Below are 16669 nucleotides of genomic sequence, written 5' to 3' on the forward strand. Positions count from 1 at the left end.
GCGCGCACAGAGCCGCGTGAACAAGTCATCCTTAGAAGTTCGACGGCGATAATGACGCCTCGGCACGCGCTGCACGACAATAAGTGCCAAGTGAGACGAGAATCCAGTGATGTTGTCGATCCGGAGGATTCTTCGCGCGAACCTCGCGCGAGCCGATCGATACCGCCGGCACGTGTGGCGGGCGCAGACCGGCGCGGGCGCGATTGAATTCGCCATCATCGCCCCGTTGGTGATTGTGGCGATCATCGAAACGATCCAAGCCGGCTGCTACTTCTATCAGACATCGCAGCTGGCTCAGGCGACGGCCAGCGCGGCACGACAGCTGCAGATCGGCGCCGTCGGCATAACGGCGCCGACGCTCGCGGATTTCAGAACGCAGATTCTCTGTCCGAGGCTCGGCGCCGGAATGTCCTGCGCCTCAATCATCCTAAGCATCCAGACCGTGCAGCCCGGGACCGCTCCGAATGGCTTCTACACATACGTCAAGTCGGATCTGAGCGACATCGTTCGGGTGGCGACCGACGGCTCGCAGACGCCGTACTGCCCCGGCCAGTCGAACTCCTACGTCTACATCCAGGCTGTCTACGCGATGCCGGTCTTCAGCCCGGCCTGGATCATGCTCGGCAGGACGAGCAACGGCCGCAAGGTTCACTTCCTGAACGCTTCGGCCGTGTTCCGCAACGAGCCATTCGATCCCACCGCTCAGGTGCCGGCTCAGTGCTGACCATGTCCCGGCGCGCGAATGACAACGGTCACGAGACCGCGCCCGGATCCCTTCCGCGGGCGACGAGGGTGGCATTGGCAGCCGCAACCGCCTGGGTCGCCGATCGGCGCGCGGTATCGGCGATCGAGTTCGCATTCGTGTGTCCGATCCTGATTGCTCTCCTGCTCGGCACGGCCGAGACGGCGCGCTACCTGAACTTCACCTGGAAGATCGGAAATGTTGCCCAAACCGTCGCGAGCCTCGTGAGCCGGAATCAGACGGGCTCGGTCAAGACCAGCGATCTGTTCTTCGCAAATGATTCGGCAATGCTCATCTTTCCGGATGTTCTGGCTGATGCCAAGTCGCGCGGCACACAATGGTATTCGAATATTGCAGTCACGATTTCCAGTGTGATTTTTAGCAAAATAGACCTCTCCTGCACGACGAATTGCATCTATCAAGCATTCGTCGGCTGGTCATATGGTGCGAATCAACGTCCTTGCTCTACGCCGATAAAACCCGTCCCCAATACCGACGACGTGATCAGGACGACGTTGCCTGCCGACACTTTCGGCCCTGGCTCTCTGACCGTGGTGGAAATCGGATATTACTATACGCCAATCATAGGTAAATCAATAATCGGCAGCAAGTGGATCATCCGCAGCGTTTATCTTGCGCCGCGCTACGTCCCGAAAATCAACTACGATCCGAGTGAGGGCTATGTCGCGACGGTTTGCCCCGAAAGCTGACGCGTCGATCGAGCCAACCAACGTTCCGCGCGAAGAGCGCGCGCCGAGGAAAACAGGCATGGGCATGATGGACTGGCTGAATCGCTTCCGGCGGGATACGGGCGCGAACGTAATCATGCTCTTCGGCCTCTTCGCGTTGCCGACCATCGGAATCGTCGGGGCGGGACTTGAATACGGTCGCTTCAACATTCTCCGCGGTCGCCTCGATACGGCCGCGGACGCCGCCGCGATCGCGGCCATTGCGACCGCGCGCGACTTCATCACCCAGAATGCGGGATCTCAGAGCGGCTCCGCGCTGACGGATGCGGCGATCGCCGCCGGTAAAGCTCAGGCTGCAAAGGCCTTCGCGGCCAATGCCGGCAGCGTGACGCGGCTCTTCGCCGTGACTCCGAGCATTGACCTGACAAGAAACGGCCAAGGTATCGGCGGACAAGTTAAATACGCAGCAATATATCCCAGCACATTCGGTAAATTATTCGGTTATAGTACGTGGCCGTTTTCAGGAAAAGCCACGTCGACATTGACGCTCACCACCTACATCAATTATCACATCATCGTCGACACCTCTCAATCGATGGGGATCGGGTCGACGCCGGCTGACATGCAAGCTCTGTTTGACCGGGTCGTCAAATACAATAATGGATTCGGCGGAGAACCCGGATGTGTCTTTGCCTGCCACGTCAAAGCGCCCGGCCAGACCTATACGAACGAAGATCTCGCACGAAACTATTTGCCGAAGATCACACTTCGAATCAATTCCGCGGCCGGTGCGGTCCAGACCATCGTCAATCAAGCACTTGCCTCGCAAGGATCCTCTGGTCAGAACACCATCAAGTTCGCTCTCTACGCGATGCAACAGGACCCGGCGACCGGAATCGCGCTGCGGACATTGGCAGCACCCGAAAACGCCCCGTTCTCGAAAGTCGCCGCGGCCGCCTCCGTCATGGAACTGGGGAACAACACTCAAGACGGGATCGGCGATTCCAACTTCTCCGCATCGATCGGAGCGTTCACGAATTCATTGGCGCCTCAGGGCGACGGAAGCACCGCCGACCTTGCTTTGAATTACGTCTTCATCATCACGGATGGCGTCCAGGATGTTCCTGGGGGTTGTTACACCGGGCATTGCGTCACCGCCCTCGACCCGGCAATCTGCACACCGCTGAAGGCCAAGGCGAATGTCGGCGTTCTATACACCACTTATAACCCGATTTATAAGGATAACATGATAAGCAAGGGTTATGAGGCTAATTACAATAATCTTGTCTCCCCGATTGCGAGCATGATCGCGCCTAACCTGCAGGCTTGCGCGACCCAGCCGACCTCGCAGTATTATTTTGAAGCAACAGATGGGCCGGCCATTACGACCGGGATGCAGAAGCTCTTCGCCCCCACCAGCCAGCTGGCCCGGCTGCGACCGTGACGGGGATTGGCCGGGCCGCCCGATCGGATCCGGCAATCCGAACCGCTGGCGCAGGTTTTTCGGCTCCCAGCACCGCTTCCTGGCGGGCTGGACGATCGGTGCCGGCATTCTGCTGAGCGCGTCCAATCCGCCTGACACTCGGCCCTCCTTGTTAGACCTGTAGGGCGCGGCGCAACCTTCCCCCGTTCACGGCACCGCGCTATGGACTGCGCCAAGCGCGGCCCTCGCCTTGCGTCGGCGCGGTCGCAGGGCTTCGGATCAGGAAGGCACGGACGATTATGGCGAAGATCAAGGTGGCGAACCCCGTCGTCGAACTCGATGGCGACGAGATGACCCGGATCATCTGGGCCGAGATCAAGAACAAGCTGATCCATCCCTATCTCGACGTCGACCTCGAATATTACGACCTGGGCGTCGAGCACCGGGACGCCACCAACGACCAAGTCACGGTCGATGCGGCCAACGCCATCAAGCGCCACGGCGTCGGCGTGAAATGCGCCACCATCACGCCCGATGAGGCGCGCGTGAAGGAGTTCAACCTCAAGGAGATGTGGAAGTCGCCCAACGGCACCATCCGCAACATCCTCGGCGGCGTGATCTTCCGCGAGCCCATCATCTGCAAGAACGTGCCGCGCCTCGTCCCCGGCTGGACCCAACCGATCGTCGTCGGACGTCACGCCTATGGCGATCAGTACAAGGCCACGGATTTCAAGGTGCCGGGCAAGGGCCGCCTCACCATCAAGTTCGAGGGCGATGACGGCACGGTCATCGAGAAGGAAGTCTTCAAGTTCCCGGATGCTGGCGTCGCGCAGGCGATGTACAATCTCGACGACTCGATCCGCGACTTCGCGCGCGCCTCGATGAATTACGGCTTGAACCGCAAATATCCGGTCTACCTGTCCACCAAGAACACGATCCTCAAGGCCTATGACGGCCGCTTCAAGGACCTGTTCGAGGAAATCTATCAGAATGAGTTCAAGTCCCGCTTCGATGCCGCCGGCATCACCTACGAGCACCGCCTCATCGATGACATGGTGGCCTCGGCGCTCAAGTGGTCGGGCGGCTATGTCTGGGCCTGCAAGAACTACGACGGCGACGTGCAGTCCGACACGGTGGCACAGGGCTTCGGCTCGCTCGGTCTGATGACCTCGGTGTTGCTCACGCCCGATGGCCAAACGGTCGAAGCCGAGGCTGCCCACGGCACCGTGACGCGGCATTACCGGGAGCATCAGAAGGGCAAGGAGACCTCGACGAACTCGATCGCATCCATCTTCGCCTGGAGCCGCGGCCTCGCCCATCGGGCGAAGCTCGACGGCAACGCGGAGCTGGCGAAATTCGCGACGACGATCGAGACGGTCTGCGTCGACACCGTCGAGTCCGGTTTCATGACCAAGGATCTCGCGCTCCTCGTGGGGCCCGATCAGAAATGGCTCTCGACCACCGGCTTCCTCGACAAGGTCGACGAGAACCTCAAGGTTGCGATGTCCCGCTGATGAGGCGGAGGGGGCGGCGTTGCAGCCGCCCCCGTCACGATCGGTGATGGGTCGGGTCCGATCGTTCGGGGACGGCGCGCCAGCGGGCAGACGCCTCGCGAATACCCGCCTGCCGTCGGATCGGGGTCGATCTTTTCGCACATTGCGTTAAACCCCAGCGCAATTCCGCGATCCTGACGAGCCGAACCAGCGATGATTTCCTCCCCCCTCATGACCGTGATGGTCGATGCCGTGCGCAAGGCCGCGCGCGGTCTGAAGCGTGATTTCGGCGAGGTCGAGAACCTCCAGGTTTCCCGCAAGGGCCCGGGCAACTTCGTCTCGGCCGCCGACCGCAAGGCTGAGGAGGTTCTGCGCGACGCGCTGATGAAGGCGCGTCCCGGCTACGGGCTGGTGCTAGAGGAGAACGGCGTCATCGAGGGCCAGGACAAAAGCCATACCTGGCATGTCGACCCCCTCGATGGGACGACCAACTTCCTCCACGGCATCCCGCACTTCGCCATCTCGGTCGGACTTGAGCGCGACGGCCAGATCGTGGCCGGCGTGATCTACGACCCGATCAAGGATGAACTGTTCGTGGCGGAGCGCGGCAAGGGCGCCTATCTCAACAACCGCAGGCTGCGCGTGTCCGGGCGCATCGACATGGCGGACGCGCTGGCTGCCTACGGCACACCCTATCTCGGCCGCGGCAACCACCCGCGCCTCCTCCGGGAGGTCGCCGCCGTGATGGCGGTATCCGGCGGCACCCGCCGCCTCGGCTCGGCGGCCCTGGACCTGGCCTACGTCGCCTGCGGCCGGCTCGACCTCTACTGGGAGCGCGACCTCCAGACCTGGGATATGGCCGCGGGCATCATCCTGGTGCGGGAAGCCGGCGGCTTCGTCTCATCGGCGGACGGTGCCTCCGAGGCCCTCGCAACCCGCTCGGTGGCTTGCGGCAACGAGGTCCTGCACCGTGAGCTTGTCGGCATCCTGCGCAAGTGCAACGCCTGACCGGCATTGTTGCGCGGCGCCTCACCATCCTGGATGCCGTCGGGTTCGTCCGTGGGTTGCGGGACGTCAGCGAACGAGGACGGCCACGGTGATCCGTGAACTCCGCCTTCACGGGCTCGCATGGCTGAGGGTCAATGGTGCAGGCGGCGCGGGTCAGAATCCGAGGTCAGGAGCCGGAAGGGGCACGAAGCTGGTCAGTCGCCCCGGCTTCTGCTTAAACCCGCCCTGCTCTCGTCTCAGAAGGCACTCCGCATGGACGTCCGTCGCCATGCCGCGCTGAAGGAATCGATTCGCTCGATTCCTGACTATCCCAAGCCCGGCATCATCTTTCGCGACATCACCACCTTGCTGAGTGATCCGCGCGCCTTCCGGCGCGCCGTCGACGCGCTTGTGCATCCCTATGCCGGCGGACGAATCGACCAGGTCGCAGGCATCGAGGCGCGAGGCTTCATTCTCGGCGGGGCCGTGGCGCATCAATTGTCCTCGGGCTTCGTGCCGATCCGCAAGAAGGGCAAGCTGCCGCACAAGACGGTCTCGATCGCCTACGCGCTGGAATACGGCACCGACGAGATCGAGATCCATGTCGACGCGATCAGGCCGGGGGACCGCGTGCTTCTGGTCGATGACCTGATCGCGACCGGCGGGACTGCGATGGCGGCCGTCAACCTGCTGCGCCGGATCGGTGCCGAGGTCGTGGCGGCCTGCTTCGTCATCGATCTCCCGGAGATCGGCGGTGCGCAACGGCTGCGCGATCTCGACGTCCCGGTCCGGACCCTGATGGAATTCGACGGGCATTAAGGCGCGCGTCGGCGGTGGACAAAACGTTGACTCCGCCAGACCCTTCCGCCATAAGCCGGCTCGTCGCGACGTGGCGCCCCGTTTCGGGCGCCCTTCGCGCTTGCAGACAATCTCAGGACGCGAAGGTCCGGCGCGGATTTTGCCGCCCGCGATCGCGCCTCGACCTTTGGAGGCCTTGAGCCATGAAGAGAACCTACCAACCCAGCAAGCTCGTGCGCAAGCGCCGGCACGGTTTCCGCGCCCGCATGGCGACTGCCGGCGGCCGCAAGGTCATCGCGGCTCGCCGCGCCCATGGCCGCAAGCGCCTTTCGGCGTAAGCTTGGTGGCGCGCCGTCGTGAGGCGGCGCGAACGGCGCCTTGTCAGAGGGGCCGCAGGATCGAACCAGCAGTGTCGACGATCGAACGGCTGAAGCGGCGATCCGATTTCCTGGCGGCGGCCGATGGGCGCCGCTTTCACACCGAGCGCATGACGGCGCAAGGCCGCCTGCGCGATGCGGGCGAATTGCGCGACGGTGTCCCCGCCGAGGGGCTGCATCTCGGCTTCACGATCACGAAGCGGGTTGGCCATGCCACCGAGCGAAACCGCATCCGACGCCGCCTCCGCGAGGCCGTCGATGCCGTCGCTGAGGATGCGCCGATGATCGCGGCCGACATCGTGCTGATCGCGCGGCGCCCTGCCCTGAGCGCGTCCTTCGAGACCTTGAAGGACGACCTGCGCCGTGTGTTCTCCACGGTGACGCGGCCGCGAGGCCCGAAGCCCGCCGCGAAATTCGCCGCAAACGCCGCACGCGGCAGCCCTGGCGCCGGGAGCGCGGAGCCTACACCTACGGGGCGTGCGGCGGGCCGTGGAGACGCGGCCACGGCGGCAACCAGAATCCTTGCGGTGGATGCGGGGCATGCCCGCGTTGCCCCTTCCGACAGACACGCGTGCGACGGATCCAGTGATGGGCAATGACAAGACCAACATGATCGTGGCGATTGCGCTGTCGCTCGTGGTCCTGCTCGGCTGGAATTACTTCATCGCGGCCCCCCGCGTGGAGCAGCAACGGCAGGCGGCCGTGCAGAATCAGGCCGCGAACCAGAGCCCGGGCGTGACCCCGGACGGGGTGCCCTCGCCGAGTCCGAAGGAAGGCGGCCCGGCCGCCCCCGCCGCCGGCACTCTTCCGTCCGGCGCGCCGATCTCCCGCGAGGCGGCGCTCGCACGTTCGCCGCGCATCCGCATCGAGACCCCGGCCATTTCCGGCTCGGTCGCGCTAAAGGGCGGCCGCATCGACGACGTTTCCTTGAAGAACTACCACGAGACCGTCGACGACAAGAGCCCGCGGATCGTGCTGTTCTCGCCGGCCGGGACTGAGACGCCCTACTACGCCGAGTTCGGCTGGGTCGGTCAGAATTCCGGCCCCCTGCCCACCAACGACACGCTCTGGACGGCGGATGGCGAGACCCTCTCGCCCGGCAAGCCGGTGACGTTGACCTGGGACAACAACGCAGGTCTCCTCTTCCGCCGCATCCTCGCGGTCGACGACAAGTTCATGTTCACGGTGCGGGACGAAGTCGAGAACAAGAGTTCGGGTGCCGTCACGCTCTATCCCTACAGTCTCGTGTCTCGCTGGGGTAAGCCGCACACGCAGGGTTACTACGTGTTGCACGAGGGCATGATCGGTGTGCTTGGCGGCGACGGCCTGCAGGAATACACCTACGATCACCTCGCCAAGGAGCCCGCCTACGGTGGTCCCGCCACGAAGGGCAAGGCCTGGTCGAACGTCACCGGCGGCTTCGTCGGCATCACCGACAAGTATTGGGCCGCGGCCGCGATCCCCGACCAATCGGCTCCTTATACGGGTGCCTTCACCGAGCGCACCGATGGGACCACCAAGGTTTTCCAGGCAAGCGTGCGGGCGGATGCGCGTAACGTCGAGCCGGGCGCCAGTGTCGGCATGACCCAGCGCCTGTTCGCGGGCGCCAAGGAAGTCAACACCATCAACGCCTACGAGCGGGAGCTTGGGATCAAGCAGTTCGATCTCATGATCGATTGGGGTTGGTTCCACTTCATCACCAAGCCGATGTTCCGGGCGCTGGATTTCTTCTACCACCTGATCGGCAATTTTGGTGTCTCGATCCTGGTGGTGACGCTGATCCTGAAGATCTTCTTCCTGCCGATCGCCAATCGCTCCTACGTCTCCATGGCCAAGATGAAGGCCGTACAGCCGGAGATGCAGTCGATCCGTACGCGCTATGCTGACGACAAGATGAAACAGCAGCAAGCGATGATGGAGCTCTACAAGAAGGAGAAGATCAACCCGGTGGCCGGTTGCTGGCCGGTGCTGATTCAGATCCCGGTCTTCTTCGCGCTCTACAAGGTGCTGTTCATCACGATTGAGATGCGGCACGCGCCGTTCTTCGGCTGGATCCAGGATCTCGCTGCGCCCGATCCGACGAGCATCCTGAATTTGTTCGGTCTTCTGCCCTTCGCGGCCCCGGATTTCATCCATCTCGGCATCTGGCCGCTGATCATGGGCGTGACCATGTTCGTGCAGATGAAGATGAATCCCGCCCCGCCGGATCCGGTTCAGGCGCAGATCTTCACCTTCATGCCGATCGTGTTCACCTTCATGCTGGGCTCTTTCCCCGCCGGGCTGGTGATCTACTGGGCCTGGAACAATACGCTCTCGGTGATTCAGCAATACGTGATCATGCGCCGGAACGGCGTGAAGGTCGAGTTGTGGGATAACTTGCGGGGTACGTTCCGGAAGGGCTCGTCCGACAAAGCAACAGTCAAGAGCTGATGAGGCGCTGACCCGTTCGGCGGCGCGTTGGGGGCCGGGACACCGCGCCCGGCCCTGGAAGAAATCATGCACGATTCGACGGAAATCGACCCGGCCCTGATCGAGAGCGGCCGCCTGCTCTTCGCCGGCAACGCGGACTTCCTCTCGGCCGCCCCCTCGCTCGGCAGCCTGCCGCCGATGAAGGGGGTGGAGATCGCGTTCGCGGGACGCTCGAATGTCGGCAAGTCGAGCCTCGTCAACGCGCTGACCGGCCGCAACACGCTGGCGCGGACCTCGCACACGCCGGGGCGCACGCAACAGTTGAACTTCTTCGACATCGGGGGACGCCTGACCCTCGTCGACATGCCGGGCTACGGCTTCGCGGCGGTGGAGAAGGCCAAGGTGGCGGCCTGGACCGAGCTGATCCACGCCTACCTGAAGGGTCGGGCGAATCTCGCGCGCGTGTTCATGCTGATCGATTCGCGCCATGGCCTGAAGGCGATCGACACCGACGTCCTCGACGGCTTGGACAAGGCTGCGGTGAGCTACCAGATCGTCCTCACCAAGGCCGATGCCCTGAAGAAATCCGAGATGGACGCCCGCATCCGCGGCGTCGAGGCGGCGCTGGCCAAGCGGCCGGCCGCTTACCCGGAGGTGCTGCTGACCTCGAGCCGCGACGATCGCGGCGTTCCGGAACTGCGCGCCGCGGTGGCGCGGCTCCTTGCCGAGCACGGCGGTTGAGGCCGGTCCTCGCAGGGCCTGAGCGGATCCTGCTCGCCGTCGCGGGCCTCGCCGGTCTGCTGGGCGTCGCGGCGAGCGCGGCGGCGGCCCACCGCGTCGACGCGCCATCCCTGACCATTGCGGCGCAGTTCCTGCTGTTCCACGCGCCGGCCCTGATCGGCCTCGCGCTCCTGGCGGGCAGCGGTCTCGCGCCCTTGCGCCTGACCCGGATCGCCGCCTTCGCGCTCGCCCTCGGCCTCGCGCTGTTCTGCGGCGATCTCGCGCTGCGGGCGCTCGCCCAGACGCCGCTTTTCCCCATGGCCGCGCCGACCGGAGGCGTCCTGCTGATGGCCGGCTGGCTGCTTGTCGGCATCGCCGCGCTCGTGCCCGCGCGGGCCTGAGGTCGGATCTCAGGCTGCGCGCGCCGGGGCCGCCAGCAAGGCGTCGATCCGGTCCGTCCGGGCGAGCAGGGCGTCGACCGCCTCCGCCTCCATCGGCGGGTGGAAATAGAAGCCCTGCATCATCTCGCAGCCGAGATTTGTCAGCACGCTGACCTGCTCGGCGGTCTCCACGCCCTCGACCACGCAGCCGAGCTTCAGGGTGCGGCAGAGATTGATCACGGTCCGGACGACGTCGCGGCAGGTGTCGTTCTCGGTGACCTCGCTGATGAAGGAACGGTCGATCTTGAGCCGGTCGATCGGGAGCCGGTGGACGTAGCTCAGGCTGGAGAAGCCCGTGCCGAAATCGTCGAGGGCGATGGTGCAGCCGAGCGCCTTCAGGGCGTCCAGGGTCTGCTTCGCCTTCACGAAATCCTGGATCAGGCTCGTTTCCGTCACCTCGAAGGTGATCCGCGCCGGGCTCACGCCGCTCGCGCGGATGAGGACGGCGATGCGTGCGGCGATCTGCGGATGCGCGATGTCCTGGCTCGACAGGTTGAAGGATAGGCCGATGCCGGGCGGCCAATGCGCGGCGGCCGCGAGCGCCTTGACCAGAAGGATCTCGGTCATGCGGCAGACGATGCCGATGCCCTCGGCCACGGGGATGAAATCCCCGGGCCCCACCCCGCCGAGGCTCGGGCTGGTCCACCGGGCGAGCGCCTCGAATCCGACGATCCGGCCGGCCTCCGCATCGACCAGAGGCTGCAGCACGACGCGCATCTCGCGCTCGAAATCGGCCTGGTGCAGGGCCTGCTGGACCCGGTCGCGCCAGTCGCGCCGCCGCTCGAGTTCCCGCGAGAAGACCACGGCGCTGCCGCGGAACTGCGCCTTGGCGTGGTAGAGCGCGTAATCCGCGTGCTCAATGAGGCGCGCCCAGTTGCGTCCGGACTCGCCGAGGCCCGCGAGCCCGACGCAGCACCCGACCTGGACCACCCCGTGGGCCAGGACGATCGGCCTCGCCACCGCCGCGCAGACCGCGCGGCCGAACTCCGCCACGCCGTCCTCCGCGTCGAGGCCGGTGAGCACGATGCCGAACTCGTCGCCGCCGAGGCGGCTGACGAGGCAATGCGGTCCCGCCAGGCTGCCGAGCCGGCGGCCGATCTCGCACAGCACCGCGTCGCCGGCCGGATGCCCGTAGGTGTCGTTGACCGGCTTGAACCCGTCGAGATCGATCAGGGCCACGTGGAGGGCCCTGCCCTCGCTCTCGGCCAGAGCCGAATCGAGATGGGTGAAGAAGCTGCGCCGGTTCGGCAGGTTCGTCAGCAGGTCGCTATTGGCGAGCCGCAGGTTCTCGCTGCCGAGCCGATGCAGCTCGGCATGTTGCTTCACGAGGGAGAAGAAGACCTCGTGGTAGACGTAAATCAGGTAGGTCGCCGCGCTCGAGAACACCAGGAAGCTGCCGGCGATCAGCTGCTGCGTCGTGTTTCCGATGCTGAGGAAGTAGAGGCCCCAGACCGGGATCGCGGTGGCGCAGCAGAGGGCCGCCGACCGGACATGCATCAGGCCGAAGATCGAGGCCAGCATCGTGAAGGTCATGAAGAACATCACGTGCATCTGCGTTCCCGCATTGCCGTAATGGGTCAGGACGATGCTCCAGCCGGTCATCGCCATGAACATCGCGAAGACGGCCCGGTTCAGGGTCTGCAACTGGCGGTAGGCGACCTCGCCGGTAAGCGCGCAACGGGAGAGGCGGTGGTAATGCAGGCCGCGCGTCGTGCAGCCGATCGTGAACAGCAGGAGCGGCAGGTAGGTGAGCCAGGGCGGGCAGTGGTCGAGATGGTCGTAGACCAGGATCGCGACGTTGATCCAGAGCACGCCGTAGAACAGCGGCGCCTGCTTGGCGAGGGCATGGATCTGCGCCACGTGCATCTCCGGAGCATCCGGAGGGACCGTGAACGGCTTCAGAAAGGTTTTGAGCGTGAGCACCGTCGCACGGTCCGGGATCTAGATTTCGGGCATTCCACAGCCACATGTGCCATGCCAAACAAGAACAAGCCGTAAATCCGAAAACTCGCTCGAATTCTTACGAATTTACGATCGTGAGTTGTGTTGTTGCTTGCAGCGCGCAGCAAGACCGGACTCGTCCCAGCAGCTGGCGCCGCCGGGGCGAAACCGCGCGGCTCTCAGCCCGGGACCACGGGCGGGTGATAGGTCAGGGTGAAGGCGAGCGCCCAGAGCAGGAACAGCACCACCGGCAGGTGGACGAGGAGCTGCAGGAAGCTGAAGCCGACGATGTCGCGCGCCTTGAGGCCGAGGATGCCGACGAGCGGCAGCATCCAGAACGGGTTGATCAGGTTCGGCAGAGCCTCGGCGGCGTTGTAGACCATCACGGCCCATCCGAGATGCACCTTCAGCTCGTTGGCCGCCTGCATCACGTAGGGCGCCTCCAGCAGCCACTTGCCCCCGCCCGAGGGCACGAAGAAGCCGAGCACGGCCGAGTAGACGCCCATCGATAGCGGGAAGCTGCCCGTCGTGTTGAGGCTCACGAAGGCATGCGTGATCACGTCCGAGGCCGAGGTGCCGGCGCCGTTCCTGGCATTCGTCAGCATGGAGCTGATCGCGGCGTAGAGCGGGTATTAGATCAGGATCCCGGCGGTGGCCGGGACCGCCCGTCCCACCGCCACGAGGAAGCGCTTGGGGCGCCAGTGCAGCAGCAGCCCGAGGGTGAGGAACAGGAGGTTGTAGGTGTTGAGGTTCGAGATCGCGGTGATCCACGATTGGCGCGCGAATTCCTGAACCACCCAGCCCGACGCCAGCAGCACGAGCAGGATCGTCAGGATCGGCGAATGTTCCAGCCACTCGCCGGGCTGCTTCGGGCGGTCGATCGCCTCGCTCTCGCGGGCGACGTCGATGCCGAGATCCTCCGCCGTGACGGCGGCGGCGGAGCCCGGCGCCGACGCGTAGGCGATCACCACCGAGATCACGAACAGGATCAGGGCGACGAGCATCGATTGCCAGAGGAAGATCGTCTCGCTGAACGGGATCACCCCCGTGATGGCCAGGAGGTTCTTCGGCAGGCTCGCGGGGTTCGCCTGCAGCTGCGCGGCCGACGAGCTGAGACCGAGCGCCCAGGTGGCGCCGAGGCCGAGATAAGCGGCCGCACCCGCGGCCCGGTAATCCATCCGCAGGTCGGTGCGGCGGGCCAGCGCCCGCGCGAGCAGGCCGCCGAAGATCAGGCTCAAGCCCCAGCTCAGGAAGGACGAGATCATGGTGGCGGCCGCCACGAAGCCGACGGCGGCCCGGCCGCTCCTCGGGACCTCGGCCATGCGGTCGATCAGGGCCTGGACCGGGGGCGAGGTCGCCACCACGTAGCCGCCGATCGTCACGAAGGCCATCTGCATCGTGAAGGGGATCAGGCTCCAGAAGCCGTCGCCGAAGCTCTTGGCGATTGCGGGCGCCGGCGCCCCGTTCGCGAAGGCGCCGAGCGCCACGATCACAACCGCGATGGCGACGAAGATGAGGGCGTCCGGGAACCAGCGCTCGGCCCAGGCGGTGAACCGGATGCCGAGGCGCGCCAGCCTGCCCTCGGTCAGCGCCGTGTGCGCCGGGGGCGCCCCGGCGGGTCGAATGGGCTCGATCGGCTTCGTCGGCATGGGCGCTTTCCCTCGGGCCAGGCGCGGTCGTGCCGCGCCCATCCGCATCTTGCGCGCTGCCGGCCCGGGCTCAAGCCGCTCCGCCGCGCGCAGGCAGCCGAAATCACCGGGAATGTCGGCTCGGGCCTGCCGGCACCGGTTCTCGCGACGAAGCGGGTTGGGTGATCGGCGCCAACATGCCATGCCGTTCGGCCATCACGGGAGACAGAGAGCCGATGGCGCGATCCGAGAAAGAGAAGATGCTGGCGGGCGAGCTCTACCACGCGGGCGACCCTGAGATTCAGGCGGATGCCGAGGCGACGAAAGCCTGGCTCGTGCGCTACAACGCCTCGCTCGCGCTAGCCCCCGCGGAGCGGCGCCAGCTCCTGATCGAGCGCCTGGCCGAGGTCGGATCTGACGCGGTGATCCGCCCGCCCTTCTTCTGCGATTACGGGACCAACATCGCCCTCGGGGCGAATGTCTTCCTGAACTTCAACTGCATCATTCTCGACGTGGTGCGGGTGACGATCGGCGAGGGCACGCAGATCGGCCCCATGGTGCAGATCCTCACGGCCGACCATCCGCGAGACCCGGCGATCCGCCGCTCCGGGCTGGAATTCGGGCGGCCGATCAGCATCGGCCGCAATGTCTGGATCGGCGGCGGCGCCCTGATCATGCCGGGCGTCACCGTCGGGGACGATGCCATCATCGGGGCGGGCAGCGTCGTCACGCGGGACGTGGCGCCCGGCGCCACCGTGGTGGGGAACCCGGCTCGCCCGGTCCGCGGGGCCGCGGCCGGGTGAGACCGGGGCGCGGCCCGGGTTTGGGCCGAACCCGGGGCCGGCGCCGGCCCGTCAGGCCGCGAAGGCCGGATGATCCGCGCCGCAGCTATGCTGCAGATAGAGGCTCATCGCATCCATGTGCGCGGCGCCGTGGCCGCTCCCGTGCGCCGAGCCGTCGGCGTGGTGGGTGTGGGCGGCCCGATCGAACAGGTCCTGGCTGAAATGGAAGGCGTCGTGGCGCCCGCCGGTCTCCGGATCCGCGGACGGCCCGGCATGCGGGTCCGTCGCGCCGTCCGTCTGGCCGGGCGTCTCGACGGGCGCCTTGTCGGGTGCCTTGTCGGGCGCGGTCACCTTCGGCGGGGACGCGCCGCCCGCGGCATCGTCGCCCGACCCGGTCCCTTCGCCGGCGGGTTGCGCCGGGGGCGGCGTCGTGACGGTGCCGAGACCGCTTCCCTGCCCGTCGCGGACGCCGTCGAGATCGATGCTGTCGAGGTTGAGATGGGCGACGTAGCTGCCCAACCCGTCCCGATCGGACTGGGCATGCACGTCGGCGATCTTCTCGGACCCGCTGACATACTCGATCGCGATCACGTCCTTGCCGGCATCGACCATCTTCTTCAGGAATTCGAGGCTCGCCTGCGTCTCCTCGGCCGGCTGCTTCTCGCCCGAATCCGTGTAGTACAGGTTCTCCTTGAACATGCCGTCGATGGCCTTGAAATAGGTGTCGTTGGCGAGGAGCTCCTCCGCGCCGTTCACCCAGATCTTGAAATCCGGGTTCTGGGCGCGGGCATGGTCGGCGAGCGCCTTCACGAGGTCCGCCATGGCTTTGGCCGGGTCCGCGATCTGGCTCTTCGCCCAATCGGTCTGGAACTCGTCGACCACGTCGAAATAGACGCCGTCGTAGCCGGCCTTGATCAGGTTATCGACGTAGCGGGTGGCGATGTCCTTCCAGCTGCTCGACCAGAACGCGACCTCGTAATTGCCCTGCCATTGCGGGTCCTCCGGGCCGAGCACGTCCTTCGGGATCGTGCTGTAATAGTCGCGGTAGACCTCCGCCTCGCCGATGCTGAAATAGCCGAGCAGCAGGTGCGGATCGGCGCTGCCGCCGCCCATCTGCACCACCTGCTGCCCGGACCAGGGCGTGCCGTTGTCGTCGTAGGGGTCGATCACCCGCACGTCGAACGGCGATGTCGCGACTGTGTCGGGGGAAATACCCTGCAGCAGGTACAAGCCAGTCTTCGGCATATAATCCTCGCCTTAATCATTGTTAATATATTTGTTTACAATTATAGAATGAGGCGAAAAAGTGGCAGCTCGTAATATCTATAGTTATGTACTAATCAATACGCTTGGTCTGATCCGCTCAATACAGACTTCGACAAACGGAAATCAATGTTTACGCAGAGCGTTTTGCGGGGACCTGTCCGCGCATCACCTCAGACCTCCGCAGGCTCGAAAAATCGCGCTCCAGCCGGCCGATTGATGGCCTTGAGGGCGGGCTCTCGTGCCGCTGCGCAGCCGAATCAGGCCGCGTAGCGCCGCGCCGGCACGCTGAGATAGGCCACGGCCGGTCCCTGCGCGCCGGTGAACACGCCGGCCGTCAGCGCGCCGCCATAGACGGCGCCGGTGTCGAGATTGGTGCGGTGGGGATGCAGGTCCGGCTGGCCGGAGAGCTGCGGCGTGTGGCCGTGGACGACGTGGCGCCCGAAATCGCAGGCCTCTGACAGGAAGGGCTCGCGGATCCAGAGGCGGTTGCGCAGGTCCGGGTCGGGCGGGGTGCAGCCGGGGCGGAAGCCCGCATGGACGTACCAGCGCTGTGCGTCGGCATGCACGCTCGGCAGGGCCTCGATCCAGTCGAGCACGTCGCCCGGCACATCCTCGATCGCGTCGAGGCCGAAGGAGGCGAGCGTGGCGCCGCCGCCGTTGCGCAGCCAGAGGTCGGCCGCCCCCGGCACCTGCAGGGAGGCGAGCAGCATCGATTCGTGATTGCCGATCAGGCAGGTGATGCGCTCGGGGTCGTTCCAGTGAAGGCGGCGCACGGTCCGCAGCACGCCGGCACTGTCGGGCCCGCGGTCGATATAGTCGCCGAGGAAGACGAGATGGTGCGGGCGCCCGGCGCTGTGGACCTCGATGCGCTCCAGCAGGCTATCGAGAAGATCGGAGCAGCCGTGGATATCGCCGATCGCGTAGGTGAGGTCGTGGTTCATCGCGCCCGCACTGTCCGCGCCCGCGCGCCGAAA

15 protein-coding genes and 1 pseudogene are annotated in these 16669 nt (G+C 65.4%); 12 read left to right on the top strand and 4 right to left on the bottom strand.

The window, feature by feature from the left end; translation table 11 throughout:
- Window positions 1-109: 109 nt before the first annotated feature.
- From F6X53_RS00745 to F6X53_RS00795, 11 genes are all read left to right on the top strand, one after another.
- A complete protein-coding gene (locus tag F6X53_RS00745; protein WP_150996194.1) occupies window positions 110-724 on the top strand; it encodes a TadE/TadG family type IV pilus assembly protein in 615 nt (204 codons plus the stop codon).
- Between the two features lie 2 nt (window positions 725-726).
- On the top strand, window positions 727-1452 hold the full coding sequence (locus F6X53_RS00750) for a TadE/TadG family type IV pilus assembly protein (RefSeq protein WP_238298684.1): 726 nt from the start codon (window positions 727-729) through the stop codon (window positions 1450-1452).
- A 64-nt stretch (window positions 1453-1516) separates the two neighbouring features.
- Window positions 1517-2875: a TadE/TadG family type IV pilus assembly protein gene (locus tag F6X53_RS00755; protein WP_210386364.1), complete on the top strand. Its 1359-nt coding sequence runs from the start codon at window positions 1517-1519 to the stop codon at window positions 2873-2875.
- A 278-nt stretch (window positions 2876-3153) separates the two neighbouring features.
- Window positions 3154-4368, top strand: coding sequence for an NADP-dependent isocitrate dehydrogenase (locus F6X53_RS00760; RefSeq protein ID WP_150996200.1), 1215 nt, complete (start codon window positions 3154-3156; stop codon window positions 4366-4368).
- Between the two features lie 192 nt (window positions 4369-4560).
- Window positions 4561-5355 (top strand): inositol monophosphatase family protein, encoded by a 795-nt coding sequence (locus tag F6X53_RS00765; RefSeq protein WP_150996202.1) that lies wholly within the window; start codon window positions 4561-4563, stop codon window positions 5353-5355.
- Window positions 5356-5607: 252 nt separating this feature from the next.
- Window positions 5608-6153, top strand: a complete 546-nt coding sequence (locus tag F6X53_RS00770) for an adenine phosphoribosyltransferase (protein WP_150996204.1) — start codon at window positions 5608-5610, stop codon at window positions 6151-6153.
- Between the two features lie 182 nt (window positions 6154-6335).
- Window positions 6336-6470, top strand: coding sequence for a 50S ribosomal protein L34 (gene rpmH, locus F6X53_RS00775; RefSeq protein ID WP_012253788.1), 135 nt, complete (start codon window positions 6336-6338; stop codon window positions 6468-6470).
- Window positions 6471-6475: 5 nt separating this feature from the next.
- Window positions 6476-7108 (top strand): ribonuclease P protein component, encoded by a 633-nt coding sequence (gene rnpA, locus F6X53_RS00780; RefSeq protein ID WP_425324675.1) that lies wholly within the window; start codon window positions 6476-6478, stop codon window positions 7106-7108.
- Complete coding sequence (gene yidC / locus F6X53_RS00785) at window positions 7098-8939, top strand: membrane protein insertase YidC (RefSeq protein ID WP_150996208.1); 1842 nt, start codon at window positions 7098-7100, stop codon at window positions 8937-8939. The genes rnpA and yidC overlap by 11 nt, the downstream gene beginning before the upstream one ends.
- A 66-nt stretch (window positions 8940-9005) precedes the next feature.
- A complete protein-coding gene (gene yihA, locus F6X53_RS00790; protein ID WP_150996210.1) occupies window positions 9006-9659 on the top strand; it encodes a ribosome biogenesis GTP-binding protein YihA/YsxC in 654 nt (217 codons plus the stop codon).
- Window positions 9656-10039, top strand: a complete 384-nt coding sequence (locus tag F6X53_RS00795) for a DUF423 domain-containing protein (RefSeq protein ID WP_150996212.1) — start codon at window positions 9656-9658, stop codon at window positions 10037-10039. The genes yihA and F6X53_RS00795 overlap by 4 nt, the downstream gene beginning before the upstream one ends.
- 9 nt (window positions 10040-10048) lie before the next feature.
- Here the strand turns inward: F6X53_RS00795 and F6X53_RS00800 are convergent, their stop codons facing one another.
- Both F6X53_RS00800 and F6X53_RS00805 read right to left on the bottom strand, forming a co-directional pair.
- Window positions 10049-11938, bottom strand: a complete 1890-nt coding sequence (locus F6X53_RS00800) for a putative bifunctional diguanylate cyclase/phosphodiesterase (RefSeq protein WP_191970646.1) — start codon at window positions 11936-11938, stop codon at window positions 10049-10051.
- A gap of 260 nt (window positions 11939-12198) precedes the next feature.
- Window positions 12199-13668: pseudogene (locus F6X53_RS00805) on the bottom strand (short-chain fatty acid transporter).
- Window positions 13669-13883: 215 nt separating this feature from the next.
- Here F6X53_RS00805 and F6X53_RS00810 point away from each other — a divergent pair.
- Window positions 13884-14450 carry a sugar O-acetyltransferase gene (locus F6X53_RS00810; protein WP_150996216.1) on the top strand — a complete coding sequence of 189 codons (567 nt, stop codon included), beginning with the start codon at window positions 13884-13886 and terminating at the stop codon, window positions 14448-14450.
- Between the two features lie 51 nt (window positions 14451-14501).
- Here F6X53_RS00810 and F6X53_RS00815 read toward each other — a convergent pair whose 3' ends face one another.
- Complete coding sequence (locus F6X53_RS00815) at window positions 14502-15674, bottom strand: glycoside hydrolase family 191 protein (protein ID WP_150996218.1); 1173 nt, start codon at window positions 15672-15674, stop codon at window positions 14502-14504.
- A 278-nt stretch (window positions 15675-15952) separates the two neighbouring features.
- Entirely contained in the window at window positions 15953-16636 is a 684-nt protein-coding gene (locus F6X53_RS00820; protein WP_150996220.1) for a metallophosphoesterase family protein, read from the bottom strand.
- Window positions 16637-16669: the final 33 nt, after the last annotated feature.

Origin of the sequence: Methylobacterium soli (assembly GCF_008806385.1) — a bacterium.
Taxonomy (GTDB): Bacteria; Pseudomonadota; Alphaproteobacteria; order Rhizobiales; family Beijerinckiaceae; genus Methylobacterium; species Methylobacterium soli.